The organism is Parapedobacter tibetensis (genome assembly GCF_024704835.1).
Taxonomy (GTDB): Bacteria; Bacteroidota; Bacteroidia; order Sphingobacteriales; family Sphingobacteriaceae; genus Parapedobacter; species Parapedobacter tibetensis.
This window is the reverse complement of the sequence record NZ_JAMXBE010000001.1, coordinates 634,457-649,136: the sequence shown is the minus strand read 5'-3', so window position 1 is coordinate 649,136 and position 14,680 is coordinate 634,457. Positions and strand designations below refer to the sequence as shown.

Here is a 14,680-nt window from a genome sequence, read left to right as displayed (position 1 = left end):
CTACCTATGATTCGAAAGCGGCCATAAATTTATTAAAAGTAGTTGTATTTCTTTAAAGAAGAGAAAGATATTTTAAAAAATATCATTTCTCATAATTCATAGGTGATACCATGGGTCCTGAGTTGAATCACTATTGACTAGTGTTATAACCATATTTTATGCTATCATATAGCGATATGGACATCCCAAAGATGCCGGAGAAAGATGGTTTATTTATTTGCTTGTTTGATGTATTGTTCTACAGCCATGGTCATGCTCGGTGCCTCTGGTGTAGGCGCGGGTATATCCAAAATAAGTCCCCTATCTATTAAAGCTTGATGGGTACTTGGACCAAAGGCCGCAATCCGGGTATTTTTTTGCTCGAAATCTGGGAAATTTTCAAACAAGGATTGTACGCTGGATGGGCTGAAAAAGACAATGATATCATAGAAAACGTCCTTCAGGTCGGAAAGGTCGCTAACCACCGTACGGAATAAGACTGCTGGGGTAAAGTTGTAACCATTTTCTTGCAACCAATTGTGCGTTTCCTCGTTGGCAACATCTGAGCAGGGGTACAAAAATTTTTCCTTGGCATGTTTTTTCAACACATCCGCCAAATCCTTGGCTGTTTGCTTACCGAAAAATATCTTGCGTTTGCGGTATTGGATGTATTTTTGCAAGTATAGGGCAATGGTTTCGGAAAGGCAGAAATATTTCATATCCGCAGGCACCTCGTAGCGCATCTCCTCACAGATGCGAAAGAAATGGTCGGCAGCATTGCGACTGGTGAAAATTACTGCCGTAAAATCCGCAAGATTGATGCGTTCTCTACGGACCTCGCGTGCTGGCACACCATCTACGTGAATGAATGCCCTGAAATCAAGTTTTAGATTATACTTTTGAGCTAAAACGAAGTATGGTGATTTCTCGTTTTCTGGTTTAGGCAACGTTACCAAAATGCTTTTTACTTTCTTTGCTCTATCTGCTTCTGACACTTGCATGTTTTTTACGTTAATTACCAAGTACTTTTATCAAGATAAGTACCGGGGCGATTTCGAGGCAGCAAAGATACATAAATAAATAAAATTTTGGAAATCGATGGCTGGCCAATACATTGTTGGCCGTTTTTATGAAGCGAAAAATAAATAAACACAATATGATGAAAAACGCCATAGGGATAATCCATAGCATGTGTTTCTGTGGGGCTAAGCTCAGCACTAACACGATGGGAAGAAACACCAAGGCGGCATTGAAATAACTTAAATATAATATGGATACATACTCCCTCACGATACGCTGCATATCAAAAATGAACCCCAAAAATCGAGTAACAAGAATTTTCAGGACAAACAGCAGCATGATGAAAATAGATATTCCCAAAAAAATATCCGCCCCGTCATTTGCCTTGTCGCCTAGGTAATACAGATTATATTGGTAAATAAATAAGCCTGTGGCAAACCCAAATAAAATGTACAGGCATACAAAGGGCCATGAACTGTATAGGGTGTCTTCCTTGTTGATTTGCAATAATACACGGTCATTGTAAAAAGCTTGGATAATGGATGTCACCTCATTAGGGAAGGCAACTTTCACGATACCAAGTAGGAGCAATAACAGGCCAATGGTAAGGATTATCCATTGTTCGCGGAAAGCCTTTTCACTGTCTTTTTCAATGGTTTTCTCCAATGCACGTGTAAATGCCAGCCATCCCATGAAATCACCGTTTTCCACCACCAAGAGTTTCCGTAAACTATCCGCAAACTGGTTGGGTCGGTTGGGGTCAGGCAAGCCAATATATTGCATGGTCAGCGAATCCTGTACCTGTTTTATTGAATCAGCCGCACGTTTTTTTTCAGCTATCTGTGCCTGCCTAATCGAATCCCGTATTGACCATTGCGTTTGCTGGGTAGGAACGAGGGCGCACTTAGCAATAGGCTGTTTTGAAACAAACCCTATGAATAAGATCGCCATGACAAGGAAGAAGCGCTTCATTGTTACAAATTGTATTCCGGTTTCCAATGCTGGATATTTCCAGAGAAAAGGCTTTCGTTGGCCAAGGCAGAACAGATGGCGCCCTTTGCCCCGGTATGCACATTTGATGAAGGGATAGTACCATTCATGATGGATTTATAGAATTCTTCCAACGCATAGATGGTGCCGTCTTTGGTGGGTTCGGGTAGGATGGGGATACCACCATCACTATTTTGCACAATTTTCGTTGCACCTGTCACTCCGTCTACGGTGCCGTGGGTGATTTTTATGCTATCTTCAGGGTAATAGACCCCGGTATTGACCGATAGCGACACGAACCCTTTGGTACCTTTGATTTTAAATAGATACCCGTCCCGCGCATTGCCTAACGTTGTTCCAAAATTGCCAATGATACCTTGGCTTTTGTATCGAAGGGTTAATTGGATGTTGTCAAAGGTTTCGCGGCCATCGTTATAGATGTCGATACCCCCATACCCCATGATTTCATCCGGTACGGTGTCAAATGTCCAATGGATAAAATCCATCTGGTGGGTAAGTAATTCTGCTGCTAATCCTCCCGAATACTCGCGATACAAACGCCAGTTGACCTGCCTTTCTAAGCTGGGATCAGGAACACGACGGCGCCAGTTATTGTTACGATCCCATCGGCAATCGATTTGGGAAACTTTACCCAGATAGCCCGAATCAATCATTTCCTTCACCTTGAAATATAACGGAGAATATCGATATTGGTAGCCTACTTGGAAAGTTTGCTTAGGATGAGCCTTGACCAACTCCACCAATTCCATTGCTTCCGGAATGGTGAAGGTCATGGTTTTTTCAAGGTATACGTGCTTACCCGCCAGTATGGCGTCTTTCGCCACGCGAAAATGTTCACTCAGTGGTACGGCGATAAACACGGCTTGTATGGATTGGTTATCCAACAGTTTCCGGTAATCACGATATGACTTGGCAGAAGGCTCAGCATATTGCTTGGCTTCATCCAGTCTGAAGTCTAAAACATCGCAATAGGCAAGCGGTTTAAAATTTTTTGTGACGGTTGCATTCATCGTATGCATAATCCCTTTACCCCTGTCTCCACAGCCGATAATGCCTGCCCCAATCGGATTTTGATTTTGGGCATGGGAAATAGTTTTGGCCAATGATTCATTGGCCAAAAACATTCCTGCACCTAACGTCCCTGCTTGCTTAATAAAATCGCTTCGCTTCATTTAATTTGATAGACTCTTTATTTTTATATTCCTAAAACTCACCTTATCCCCATGGTCTTGTAGTAAGATGTGACCGCTTTCGGCCATCCCGAAATTGTCCCAGTTTTTGTATTTGCTTTCGCTGACGAGCTTTTTGTATTCGTCCGAGCCACGCACATACTGTACTACTTTCTCGCCATTAAGATAGTGGGTTACTGTATTGTTTGGCTCTACAACTACCCTCCCTTTATTCCATTCGCCGATTTTTCGTAATGCACGACCTGTTTTTTGAGCCATGATCAAATCATAGAGAGAGGCCAATGTTCGGTTGCCGTCCTTGCCCATTTTAGCATCGGGATGCTTTTCATCATCCAGTATTTGGTATTCCAATCCAATGGCCGAACCGGTATTGTGTTCAGACAAAGTTACGAAATATTTTACACCACTGTTGGCTCCTTCGGTAAGTTTGAATTCAAAAGAAAGGTCAAAGGCACCGTATTGTGCTGTGGTCACAATATCTCCCCCGTTGGTAGACTCGGCGCCATCTGACGGTAGTACGCCGATGGTGCCGTCCTTGATTTCCCATCCTTTTTCGGGGAATGTGTCTTGGTATGCACCTATCCATCCGGCATTGCTGTGGCCGTCAAAAAGCAGCTTGTAACCATTCTCCTCCTCGTAGGGTGTGAGGCTGTTAGGGGTTAGGTTTACGGTATATATACCTTCTGGGAAATCCTGTGGCAGTATGTTTTCAGTTTGAATTCGTATGTCTTTGAAGTATACCTTTTTGCCTGCCAACGCATCATCAGAGATACTGTGCACCTGAAGCCCGATGAAACCTGAGGCATCGATAGTGTCCACGACGTAGGCTACAGGAATGCCATTTACCCATGTTTTGGTCTCATTGCCGATGGCTTCAATTCGAAAATGATTATATTCATCTCTTTTGTATGCTTTTTTTGCATCCTCGTTCAGGTCGAGCGGATACAGCCATCCACGACGGGCCTCATCATAAATGCCACCGGTCCAAGCCCTTTTAGCAGGATCTATCTCCACTTGTCGTCCGTATACCCTACCCTTGCCATCATTGGCCTGCTCATCGATGTGGCTGCGGGTTTGGATGCCCGAATTCGTACTTTCTCCTTCCAACTTGACATCCAGCTCCAAGATAAAATCGCCGTACTCCTGCTCAGTAATCAAAAAGGAATTGGGAGTTCCTGAAGTCATTGTGCCGACGATGGCGCCATCTTCCACTTCATAGGGAGCTTCGCCCCCAACGCGTTTCCATCCATCAAGGGTTTCCCCATCAAACAATTGTTGCCATCCATCGCTTTCCGTGGTACACGAGGTGAGTGCTATGCTGCCTACCAATAGAGCTACTAAAGCATGGAATCTTGACTTTTTCAAATTTGTTAATGTGTTCATTTCGAATGTTTTACTATTTATTTTTCAATATTATGTACGATGATATTAAAACCGCAGGTTGGTAATCTGCCATCCATCAGTTTATAGCCAGTTGCAGTGCTGAATACAGGATGCTAGCTGGCGGTGATATATATTTAAAAATATTCGTCTATTTTTGCCAAAATATTTAGCTTTGTGTCCGGCAATTACAATTGATTTTGAATCCAATTATAGGGATTTTTCTACAGAATGGCTGCATTGTGTTGTTTTTTTTACGAAAACGATATCGTAATAGAAGGGCTGATTTGACAAACCGCATTAGTAATTAGCATTGAAGGTGCATATGGATGCAAATAAGAAAATCAACTTCTTTGAGCAGGTACACCAAATTGTGAGGCAAATTCCCGAAGGGAGGGTCACGTCCTATGGTGCAATTGCCCGCGCTCTGGGCACCGCCGGTTCTTCGCGTATGGTGGGCTATGCTATGCGTGCCGCACCTACAGCCAATCCGCCTATACCCGCCCATCGCGTGGTCAATAGGGTAGGTATGTTAAGTGGTAAAATGGCTTTTGGTAGCCCTACATTGATGCAACAATTACTCGAAAATGAGGGGGTAATGATTGCCAATGATAAAGTTGTTGATTTTAAAAAAGTTTTTTGGGATCCCCAATTGAATGATGATGAGCAGTAAACAAGTGATAAACCGTTGCGGCTGGTGCGGTAACGATGATTTATATATGCAATACCACGATGATGAGTGGGGTAAGCAGGTGAAGGATGACAAGACCCTTTTTGAATTTTTGGTATTGGAATCGGCACAGGCGGGTTTGAGTTGGATTACCATATTACGCAAACGTGCGCATTATGAGCGTTTGTTTGCCGGGTTTAATGTGGAAAAGGTAGCGGCTTTCACCCAAGATGATATCGAACGTTTATTGCTTGACCCGGGTATTGTCCGTAATAGGAGCAAAGTATCATCCACGGTTTCCAACGCACGCATCTTCATGGAAGTGCAACATGAATTTGGATCTTTCTACCAATATTTATATTCTTTTATGCCTGAAAGTAAGCCTATTGTTAACACATGGCAAAGTTACAAGCATGCTCCTGTACGTACGACAGAGTCAGACATTATCTCGAAGGATTTAAAAAAGCGAGGGGTGAAGTTTTTTGGTACCACGATATGCTATGCTTTTATGCAAGCGGTTGGCATGGTGAATGACCATGAAATAAATTGCGCGTTCAGATAGGAAGATAGGATGGTATTAACGGTATTACGGATTGGCGACCAGCAAACTCAGTACCTCATGAATGCCTATGGTGCCGATTATATTGGCATGGTCTACCACAGGGAGGGCAATTAAATCGTTAACGGCGAAAATTTCTGCCACCTCGGCTATTGTGGTGTCTGGGGATACCATGAGCGCGACCCGGGTCATCACTTGATCAGCCTGTAGCATATCAAACATGCCCAGTTCGATATCGTCTTTGTTGTCATACACGTACCCAAATCCCAAGCGCTGGATATCCCTTCTACTGATGATGCCTATGATTTTGCTTCCACGTGCTACAGGGATATGTTTCAATCCATGTTGCTTCATCACGGTGCTTACCTTACTGAGTCTATCCTTCGCGTCCACCGTCAATGAACTCCTATGGAATACATCGACAACGGATAATTTCTTTCCCATCACTATATAACCTGTATGACCAGTTGTTACCATTTAATTTGTTCAACAATATCTGTTCCGTTTTTTGTGGGTCATGATTATTTTATCGTATTATGAATTAATTTTAAAGGAGTTACCTACAGACTGACTGTTTTTGTGAACGGTATTCCCAAAATAAGCTGGCTTTTCGGTTGTTTGGAAGTGGTCACGGTTTGCCTTTAATTTCCCTGTAGATATCCGGCAATGTTCTGCCCATGCCGTGATAATCCAATCCATAACCTACAACAAAGTCATTGGCAATTTCAAACCCTACATAGGCAATGTTGTCAAATGTATGTTTCAAGGCATAGGGTTTAAGCAATAAGGTACATACGGCTACAGATGCAGGTTTCTGTGCGTTCACCAGATCAAGCGTATGTTTCAGGGAATTGCCCGAATCCACAATATCTTCTATAATGACTACTTCTCGACCTTCTAGATTGGCATCGAGTCCGATGAGCTCATTCACCTGCTCCCGTCTTTCCGTGCCATCGTATGAAGATAATTTAACAAAGGAAATCTCACAGGCGATATGGATTTGCTTCATAAGGTCGGCCATGAACATAAAGCAGCCATTGAGCACACCCACAAATACGGGGTGTTGGTTTTCGTACGCTACATTGAGTTGAATGCCGATAAGCCTGATTCGTTTCTTGATTTGATTGTAATCGATGATAGGCTCAAAGTCTTTTTGGTTTATTTTTATCTTCATAGGTACCTATGGGTTTTCTTCCTTCTTGCCCTTTCCAAATATGCGGTCTAGTAGACCACGGACTTGTTCCAATTCTCCCTCAAAATCACTCGGAGGCATCTCCAGCTGCAAGGTGTCTACTATGGCTGGTTTTTCGGGACGCAATGCTTCACGCAGGCTTACGGCATAAAATCCATAGTTGCTGGATGAATCGACCGGAGCCAATCCCCGCCTTGCCATGATGTTTCCAATGTACCTGAAGTAGGCCGAAACATAAGGTTTGAGCCCGCCGTCGTGAGTGAACGAATATAGGCCTGTTTTGGGCCGAGGCACAATGCTTGCCAGGTATATGCCTTCCCCAAGGGCGAGCTGGGAGGGGTGTTTACCGAAGTAATAGCGCGAAGCTTCGCTGATGCCATATACATTGTGCCCCCATTCGATGATATTAAGGTAAACCTCGAACATGCGTTCTTTGCTTACCGCCCTCGTGCTTTCCATCAGCCATACGATGAGTATTTCTTCCAACTTCCGTACGATGGTTTTGTTCCTGTTGAGGTACACGTTCTTGACTAATTGCATGGAGATGGTGCTGCCTCCGCGTTTAAAGGCTTTTTCTTTGTAGTTAATTGCAATGGACGTTCTTATAGCCTCCTCCACGAATCCGTTGTGACTGTAAAACGAAGGGTCTTCCGTAGTGAGAATTGCATTCTTGAGGTTAGGGGATATTTGGGCAATGGGTATGAAATTTGGGTTTTCCGGACCTACAATGATTTCGCGTACGGGTTTTTCATTTTCATAGGGTGTATATACGAAAGGAGCGTTGATTTTGGGGATATTGGCCTTGCCCCATGCGTTTACCTTGAAACCATTTTGTTCCATATTAGAAGTGAACTGCACGCTATCTGGATTACTGGTATCGAGGAAAGCACCCATTTTATATTGGATTTTACCCGCTACACGTATACCTTCCAATGATTCAAAAAGCCCCTTTGGAAATGCATCAAACAGATCTTGAGCTTCCATTTCTGGGGTCTCCAGGCCGAATGCATAGGTCTCGACCGGAGCGGTAGTATAGCGGATATACGGATGTATGGTCAATTGTTTCACGGTTACCTTCGATGCTTTGGATAGCTCCAAATGGTTCTTGCCAACAATAACTTCCGCATCGACATGCGCATCGGGCACCAGCACATCTTCCTGTGCAATACGCCAATGGTTGACATCGAGGTTTTTGACGGCCCATTCACCCTTGATATGCAGGAACTCATTATTTGTCCAATACACTTCCCTAAGACGTGCTTCAATGGTATCGAAACTGAGTTTCAGGCCAAATTTTTGCTCAAGCAATGGCAATGCTATCTTTTGTCCATTGGCATGTACTTTTACATAAAGTTGCCGACGACCTGGGTTTAATTTCCCCGAAACTTGCCAAGCCGCTTCATTGTTGTTGAGGAACACAGCGGATGCGAGGTTACCACGGTCAATATCTGCCTTGGGTATGCTAATATGTTGCTGGGTACTGTCATCACGATAAGTCAGTTTGAAATTGCGAAGCTCCATATTCTCGGGGATTTTATAGAGCACATTGTTAAGCATACGGTTCACAGCTTGAGCCATGTTTACATCTGACCCATTATCGTCGTTAGGGCTTTGGGATTCAACTTCTTCCGGCAACGTGGTTTCCCTGAACATGAAATCATAGTTGCTGATGCTATCCCGCTTGATGAGCTGGATGTTGGCATTATGTACATATAATCGTCCAAATCTGATGTCGCCGGTAATCAGCGGGAGGAGTTTTACGCTAATGGAAATATCCGCTACATTTGCCAATTCTTCCCTGTTACGCGGAGTTACCTTAATGTCTTCGAGGGTTACCGTTCTTAGCCCTGAAAAATAGGCTTTTCCGATTGCAAGATCGATTTGGTAGTCATCAGCCATCTTGGATTTCATACGCGTAATGGTAGATGTCAATAAGGCGTCCCGTTTGTTGTACACAATAGCAAATGCTACGATACTACCCGTTAGCAGTATAGCTAATACGATACCCGCGATAATGAGTTGCTTTTTGGTGATTTTGTTTAAAAGTTCCTTAAACATATAGTTCACATGAGCGCTGGTCTATTCTGGCCTAAATACGGGATAATTATCATTAAAAACAAAGATATGACAAGTTTGTGTTTATGTTTCCTTAGTTTTGTGTTTACAAACAGCGATTGGAGTGATGATTACGAAAGACCAAGTATTGCATGCATTGAGCCACGTGGAGGATCCCGATCTTAAGAAAGATTTAGTAACCTTAAACATGATTAAGAATGTGGAAATCACCCCATCAAAAATCTGCTTTGATGTGGTGCTGACTACTCCTGCATGCCCAATGAAGGCGCATATCGAGCATGCTTGCCGCAATGCCATCGCTTTATTCGTAGATAAAGAGATCGCCGTAGAGATTAACATGACTTCCAATGTTGTCGGTTCAAAAAATAGTCAACTTCCCAATATCAAAAATATTATCCTTGTTGCGTCTGGAAAGGGAGGCGTGGGTAAATCTACCGTTGCCGCTAACTTAGCCCTGGCGCTACATATACAGGGGGCCAAAACCGGCCTTATCGATGCAGATATCTATGGGCCCTCCTTACCCATTATGTTTGGATTGGAGGATGCACGTCCCAAAGCCTCCAAAACTGCGGACGGTAAGACAAAAATTGAGCCGATAGTGAAATATGGGTTGAAATTATTGTCGATAGGATTCTTTACGGATCCAAACCAACCTATTCCATGGCGTGGTCCCATGGTCAGCACGGCTGTCAAGCAATTATTTAATGATGCAGATTGGGGTGAATTGGATTACTTGGTGGTGGACTTGCCTCCCGGAACGGGTGATGTGCATATTACCGTGGCACAGGGTTTCCCCATTTCGGGAGTGGTTGTGGTTACGACCCCACAAAATGTGGCGTTGTCTGATGCCGTAAAAGGCATTGGCATGTTCTTGATGGATTCCATTAACATACCGCTGCTTGGTGTGGTGGAAAACATGGCGTACTTCACACCGGCGGAATTACCAACGCACAAATATTATATATTTGGGAAAGGTGGGGGAAAACGGCTTGCTGAGCGTTTTGAAACACCGTTCCTCGGTGAAATCCCATTAGTGAAAAGCATCAGTGACTCGGGAGATAGCGGACTACCCGTAGTAATGGATGAGGACAACCCGATGCGCGAAGCATTTTTGGAGATTGCTGGTCGGGTGGCGCAGCAGTTGGCGATTAATCAAGCTGTAGTGTAATTAGAAGGTATTCTTGCGTTTATTGTTTTGCTGTTGGGGTGGAGCGCATAAATTAATTCTTTATTTCTTTTAAACAAATCTTCATTGATTTGTAATCCTCATTTAAAAATCCTTACCTTTGAATCAAATGCTTTAGGGGTGTTCCTTGATTATTGTATCAAGGGACTGAGAATAACCCTCATAACCTGCTCAGGATAATGCCTGCGAAGGGAAAAGTAACGGAATCCTCACACCATTAGGTGACTTCCTAAAGCATAAAAAACAAGTGCTAACATGGAAGTCGTCATCAATCAACAAGCAGTTACGATTAAGCCGCAATCCTCCCTCATGGAAGTATTGTGCGATTACGGCATCACGCAAGCCAAAGGCATTGCGGTAGCCGTTAATGCAGTTGTCATCCCTCCCCAAAAATGGGATGGAACCATGCTGAATCCCAATGACAAGATCATCATCATAAAAGCCACGCAAGGTGGCTAATCTCCCTATTTACAAACTTTTGTTAGTATACCAACACTCCGAGATATGAAAACCGAAAAACTCCCCAACGAAGCGTCGATTACCCGGACGCCGTTCCCCAATTCGAAAAAGATTTATGTGAAGGGCAATACCCATGACATCCACGTGCCGATGCGCGAGATTGCACTTTCCAAAACTACCGATCAATTCCGCAATGAGGTGGAAGAAAATGCGTCTGTGACGGTATACGACACCAGCGGCCCATATACCGACCCTTCAGTGACTATCGATGTACGGGAAGGGCTGCCCCGCATCCGTCAACGTTGGATTGAAACACGCCATGACACTGAAGAGCTTTCGGGGATTACTTCCAACTATGGAAAATCGCGGCTTGATGACCCTACATTGGATTACCTGCGGTTTATGCATGCCCCAAAACCACAGTGTGCAAGCGAAGGGAAAAATGTATCGCAGATGCACTATGCGCGTCAGGGCATCGTCACACCCGAAATGGAATTTGTGGCCATCCGTGAAAACCAACGACTGGAGGAATACTATCGCTCTCATAACGCCATGTGGCAACAGCATCAAGGGCATAACTTCGGTGCTTATGTGCATAACGGGTTCATTACCCCCGAGTTTGTACGGCAGGAAATTGCCTTGGGCAGGGCGGTGTTGCCCGCTAATATCAATCACCCTGAAACGGAACCGATGATTATTGGCCGCAATTTCTTGGTGAAAATCAATGCCAACATCGGTAATTCAGCTGTGACGTCGAGTATCGAAGAAGAAGTGGAAAAGATGGTATGGGCCATCCGCTGGGGTGCAGATACGGTGATGGACCTCTCTACGGGAAAGAACATCCATGAAACCCGCGAGTGGATTATCCGCAACTCACCTGTGCCCATCGGTACCGTACCGATATACCAAGCCTTGGAAAAGGTGAACGGAAAGGCCGAAGAGCTTACTTGGGAAATCTTCAAGGATACGCTCATCGAGCAGGCTGAACAGGGCGTTGATTACTTTACCATCCATGCCGGGGTACGCCTGCCGTATGTGCCGCTGACGGCCAAACGCGTCACCGGCATCGTTTCCCGGGGGGGCTCCATCATGGCCAAGTGGTGTTTGGCCCACCATAAGGAAAGCTTCCTATATACCCATTTCGAGGAGATATGCGAAATCATGAAAAGCTATGACGTGGCGTTCTCCCTGGGCGATGGCCTGCGCCCAGGCTCCATCGCCGATGCCAATGACGAAGCGCAATTCGCGGAATTGGAAACGCTTGGTGAATTAACAGATATTGCTTGGCAGCATGATGTGCAAGTAATGATCGAAGGTCCGGGGCATGTGCCCATGCACATGATCAAGGCTAATATGGATAAACAACTCAAAGCATGCAAGGAGGCCCCTTTTTATACGCTGGGGCCGCTCACTACCGATATCGCCCCGGGATATGATCACATCACGTCCGCCATCGGTGCGGCCATGATCGGGTGGTTTGGCACATCCATGCTTTGCTATGTGACACCCAAGGAGCATTTGGGCTTACCCAATAAAAAGGACGTGAAAGACGGGGTCATCACGTATAAGATTGCCGCTCATGCCGCGGATTTGGCAAAGGGCCACCCAGGCGTACAGCACCGCGACAATGCCATGAGTAAAGCTCGATTCGAATTCCGTTGGGAAGACCAGTTCAATTTGGCGCTCGACCCGGATACAGCGCGTGAATTCCATGATGAAACGCTGCCTGCCGAAGGCGCTAAAACCGCTCATTTTTGCAGTATGTGCGGGCCGCATTTCTGTAGCATGAAAATCACGCAAGATGTGCGGAAATACGCTGAAGAACATGGTGTGGACAGTACCGAAGCGTTGGATAAGGGCATGGACGAGAAGGCGAAGGAGTTTCGGGAAAATAATTTTGAAATCTACTCTTAAACAGGCACAATGGAGCTTGCAGTGATTACAAGCGAGGGTTTGTTTGATGGTGAATCGGATGTGTTGAACGATTTATTCGACACCGGTTTGATGAGGCTGCATTTACGTAAGCCAAAGGTAAGTGCAGCCCAAATGTTTAATATCCTGCGACAGATTCGTCCGGAATTTTACGGACGAATCATCATCCATAACCATGTTGAGCTGTGTGCCACGTTTGGGCTTAAAGGTGTACATCTTTCTTTGGAGGTGTTATTGGAAAACGGGAAACCGAAGAACTGCGGAGAAATTTCCTGTTCGGCGCATACAATCGCCGAAGCAACGGTTTGCGGAAATATGGTCAATCGGGTATTCATCAGCCCCCTGTTTGATAGCATCTCCAAAAAAGGCTATGCCGGTAATGCTGAATTGCTTACCACCCCAAAACCAAAGACTGACGCAATATGGGTAGCCTTGGGTGGTATCACCCCTGAACGTTTGCCGATTGTACATCAACATGGCTTTGAGGCCGCTGCATTGATGGGATATATTTGGAAAGGAAAGAATCCCCAACAGCAATTTGAAGTTTGCCAGAAGGCGGTGGCAGGTTTAAAAAAGAAAGGAGAACCCGGTGGACGATAATAGGCCATATGTGTTAAGCATTGCTGGATTCGATCCAAGTGGAGGTGCTGGATTGCTTGCGGATTGCAAGGTGTTTGAGCAGTTTGAATGTGTGGGGCTAGCGGTGTGCACAGCGATTACCATACAGACGGAAGATCGTTTCCATAAGGTGCGATGGCTTAGCATGGAGGAAATCAAACAGCAATTGGCCGTATTGTTAGAACGGTATGCTGTTAAAGCGATCAAAATCGGGATTATCGAAGACCTCACCATGCTGGCTGGGTTACTGGCCTTTGTTCGTGAATGCCGTCCTGATGTCTTCGTACTATGGGATCCCGTGGTCGCTTCATCATCGGGTTTCGAACTGCTGAACGGTTTCGAAGCGAAGCCGCTGGCAACATGCCTGGCGTTAGTGGATATGCTGACTCCCAACATACCGGAAGCTGAGACCTTGTTTGGTACAGCAGCAGTAGATGAGTTGCAGGAGCAAGGACTTCGTACAATGGTATATCTAAAAGGTGGGCATGCCGCTGTAGAAGAAAGGGGGGTTGACTATCTGATTGCAACTGACGGCAAGGTTATTCATATTCCTCCTTTTGGGAAAGTAAGGTATGGTAAGCATGGCTCAGGATGTATTTTGTCTGCCTCAATTGCTGCTGGTGTCGCCTTGGGTCTACCCATTATTCCGGCATGCCAAGCCGCAAAACGGTATACTGAACAGGCGTTGGATTCAAACCCCACGGGGTTGGCATACCATAAGGAAGAAATAAATGGAAAAAAAGAAGCATATCGATAAATTGCATTACATCACCCATCCTTTGGCAAATTACCCCATCGCCAAACAAGTGGAAGATATTTGCAAAGGAGGGTGCAGGTGGGTGCAATTACGTATGAAGAATGCCAGCACCGAAGAAAGGTCCTGCGAAGCGTTGGTCATACAGCCTATTTTGAAACGATATGGTGCAAGACTGATTATCAATGACGATGTATTGGTAGCGAAGGCAATAGATAGCGATGGGGTGCATCTCGGCCAGGATGACATGCATCCGCTTGAAGCCAGAAAACGATTGGGCCCCGACAAGATTATAGGTTGTACTGCCAATACATTAGCCGATGTGTTGCGGTTAAGCCAATATGACATCGACTACATTGGGTTGGGCCCTTTCCGCTTCACCACAACTAAGGAGAAGTTGAGCCCGGTATTGGGTAGTGAGGGCATCCAACGGATTGTCGAGCAAGCGCGGGCGAGCGGTATTTATCTCCCTTTTATTGCTATTGGAGGCATCCGCCATCTGACGGATGTAGTAGCACTGACAAATACTGGTGCATATGGTGTGGCGGTATCGGGGGGAATCCATCAAGCCCCGGACAATGTGTTGGCTTGTAAAGCCATCGTAGAAGCAATTGAAAGTTGACAATTGAAAATGGGGAATTTTCAATTAACCCA

At 45.0% G+C, this 14,680-nt stretch carries 15 protein-coding genes and 1 riboswitch; of the genes, 8 read left to right on the top strand and 7 right to left on the bottom strand.

All coding sequences use genetic code 11. The features are described 5' to 3' along the window. Positions 1-209: 209 nt before the first annotated feature. From NF543_RS02505 to NF543_RS02490, 4 genes are read right to left on the bottom strand one after another with little or no spacing between them, the layout of a single operon-like run. Positions 210-980 carry a uroporphyrinogen-III synthase gene (locus tag NF543_RS02505; protein WP_257666511.1) on the bottom strand — a complete coding sequence of 257 codons (771 nt, stop codon included), beginning with the start codon at positions 978-980 and terminating at the stop codon, positions 210-212. A 10-nt stretch (positions 981-990) separates the two neighbouring features. Further along, a complete protein-coding gene (locus NF543_RS02500) occupies positions 991-1,971 on the bottom strand; it encodes a DUF4271 domain-containing protein (protein ID WP_257666510.1) in 981 nt (326 codons plus the stop codon). A 2-nt stretch (positions 1,972-1,973) separates the two neighbouring features. After that, positions 1,974-3,182, bottom strand: coding sequence for a Gfo/Idh/MocA family protein (locus NF543_RS02495; RefSeq protein WP_257666509.1), 1,209 nt, complete (start codon positions 3,180-3,182; stop codon positions 1,974-1,976). Next, complete coding sequence (locus NF543_RS02490) at positions 3,183-4,583, bottom strand: 3-keto-disaccharide hydrolase (protein ID WP_257666508.1); 1,401 nt, start codon at positions 4,581-4,583, stop codon at positions 3,183-3,185. Positions 4,584-4,905: 322 nt separating this feature from the next. Between NF543_RS02490 and NF543_RS02485 the strand changes: the two genes are divergently transcribed. Next, positions 4,906-5,253, top strand: coding sequence for an MGMT family protein (locus NF543_RS02485; protein WP_257666507.1), 348 nt, complete (start codon positions 4,906-4,908; stop codon positions 5,251-5,253). After that, a complete protein-coding gene (locus tag NF543_RS02480; RefSeq protein ID WP_373274986.1) occupies positions 5,240-5,812 on the top strand; it encodes a DNA-3-methyladenine glycosylase I in 573 nt (190 codons plus the stop codon). The genes NF543_RS02485 and NF543_RS02480 overlap by 14 nt, the downstream gene beginning before the upstream one ends. A gap of 24 nt (positions 5,813-5,836) precedes the next feature. Here NF543_RS02480 and NF543_RS02475 read toward each other — a convergent pair whose 3' ends face one another. From NF543_RS02475 to NF543_RS02465, 3 genes are all read right to left on the bottom strand, one after another. Beyond that, on the bottom strand, positions 5,837-6,253 hold the full coding sequence (locus NF543_RS02475; protein ID WP_257666505.1) for a CBS domain-containing protein: 417 nt from the start codon (positions 6,251-6,253) through the stop codon (positions 5,837-5,839). A gap of 184 nt (positions 6,254-6,437) precedes the next feature. Next, positions 6,438-6,983, bottom strand: coding sequence for a hypoxanthine phosphoribosyltransferase (gene hpt / locus NF543_RS02470; protein ID WP_257666504.1), 546 nt, complete (start codon positions 6,981-6,983; stop codon positions 6,438-6,440). A gap of 6 nt (positions 6,984-6,989) precedes the next feature. After that, the gene (locus NF543_RS02465) at positions 6,990-9,059 is read right to left on the bottom strand and encodes a biosynthetic peptidoglycan transglycosylase (protein ID WP_257666503.1); all 2,070 of its coding nucleotides are present in this window, start codon (positions 9,057-9,059) and stop codon (positions 6,990-6,992) included. Positions 9,060-9,183: 124 nt separating this feature from the next. Between NF543_RS02465 and NF543_RS02460 the strand changes: the two genes are divergently transcribed. From NF543_RS02460 to NF543_RS02435, 6 genes are all read left to right on the top strand, one after another. Beyond that, on the top strand, positions 9,184-10,245 hold the full coding sequence (locus tag NF543_RS02460; protein WP_257666502.1) for an Mrp/NBP35 family ATP-binding protein: 1,062 nt from the start codon (positions 9,184-9,186) through the stop codon (positions 10,243-10,245). 124 nt (positions 10,246-10,369) lie between these two features. Beyond that, positions 10,370-10,474: riboswitch (TPP riboswitch) on the top strand. A 44-nt stretch (positions 10,475-10,518) separates the two neighbouring features. Continuing rightward, entirely contained in the window at positions 10,519-10,722 is a 204-nt protein-coding gene (gene thiS, locus NF543_RS02455) for a sulfur carrier protein ThiS (RefSeq protein ID WP_257666501.1), read from the top strand. A gap of 45 nt (positions 10,723-10,767) precedes the next feature. Further along, a complete protein-coding gene (thiC, locus tag NF543_RS02450) occupies positions 10,768-12,636 on the top strand; it encodes a phosphomethylpyrimidine synthase ThiC (RefSeq protein WP_257666500.1) in 1,869 nt (622 codons plus the stop codon). A 9-nt stretch (positions 12,637-12,645) separates the two neighbouring features. Further along, positions 12,646-13,254 (top strand): thiamine phosphate synthase, encoded by a 609-nt coding sequence (locus NF543_RS02445; protein ID WP_257666499.1) that lies wholly within the window; start codon positions 12,646-12,648, stop codon positions 13,252-13,254. Then, on the top strand, positions 13,244-14,029 hold the full coding sequence (locus NF543_RS02440) for a hydroxymethylpyrimidine/phosphomethylpyrimidine kinase (RefSeq protein ID WP_257666498.1): 786 nt from the start codon (positions 13,244-13,246) through the stop codon (positions 14,027-14,029). The genes NF543_RS02445 and NF543_RS02440 overlap by 11 nt, the downstream gene beginning before the upstream one ends. After that, the gene (locus NF543_RS02435; protein ID WP_257666497.1) at positions 14,004-14,648 is read left to right on the top strand and encodes a thiamine phosphate synthase; all 645 of its coding nucleotides are present in this window, start codon (positions 14,004-14,006) and stop codon (positions 14,646-14,648) included. The genes NF543_RS02440 and NF543_RS02435 overlap by 26 nt, the downstream gene beginning before the upstream one ends. Positions 14,649-14,680 lie beyond the last annotated feature (32 nt).

Coding starts and splice junctions, on each gene's coding strand:
- NF543_RS02490 (WP_257666508.1), bottom strand. CDS start 4,583: ATGAACACATTAACAAATTTGAAAAAGTCAAGATTCCATGCTTTAGTA.
- NF543_RS02475 (WP_257666505.1), bottom strand. CDS start 6,253: ATGGGAAAGAAATTATCCGTTGTCGATGTATTCCATAGGAGTTCATTG.
- NF543_RS02505 (WP_257666511.1), bottom strand. CDS start 980: ATGCAAGTGTCAGAAGCAGATAGAGCAAAGAAAGTAAAAAGCATTTTG.
- NF543_RS02500 (WP_257666510.1), bottom strand. CDS start 1,971: ATGAAGCGCTTCTTCCTTGTCATGGCGATCTTATTCATAGGGTTTGTT.
- NF543_RS02465 (WP_257666503.1), bottom strand. CDS start 9,059: ATGTTTAAGGAACTTTTAAACAAAATCACCAAAAAGCAACTCATTATC.
- NF543_RS02480 (WP_373274986.1), top strand. CDS start 5,240: ATGATGAGCAGTAAACAAGTGATAAACCGTTGCGGCTGGTGCGGTAAC.
- thiS (WP_257666501.1), top strand. CDS start 10,519: ATGGAAGTCGTCATCAATCAACAAGCAGTTACGATTAAGCCGCAATCC.
- thiC (WP_257666500.1), top strand. CDS start 10,768: ATGAAAACCGAAAAACTCCCCAACGAAGCGTCGATTACCCGGACGCCG.
- hpt (WP_257666504.1), bottom strand. CDS start 6,983: ATGAAGATAAAAATAAACCAAAAAGACTTTGAGCCTATCATCGATTAC.
- NF543_RS02485 (WP_257666507.1), top strand. CDS start 4,906: ATGGATGCAAATAAGAAAATCAACTTCTTTGAGCAGGTACACCAAATT.
- NF543_RS02495 (WP_257666509.1), bottom strand. CDS start 3,182: ATGAAGCGAAGCGATTTTATTAAGCAAGCAGGGACGTTAGGTGCAGGA.
- NF543_RS02460 (WP_257666502.1), top strand. CDS start 9,184: ATGATTACGAAAGACCAAGTATTGCATGCATTGAGCCACGTGGAGGAT.
- NF543_RS02445 (WP_257666499.1), top strand. CDS start 12,646: ATGGAGCTTGCAGTGATTACAAGCGAGGGTTTGTTTGATGGTGAATCG.
- NF543_RS02435 (WP_257666497.1), top strand. CDS start 14,004: ATGGAAAAAAAGAAGCATATCGATAAATTGCATTACATCACCCATCCT.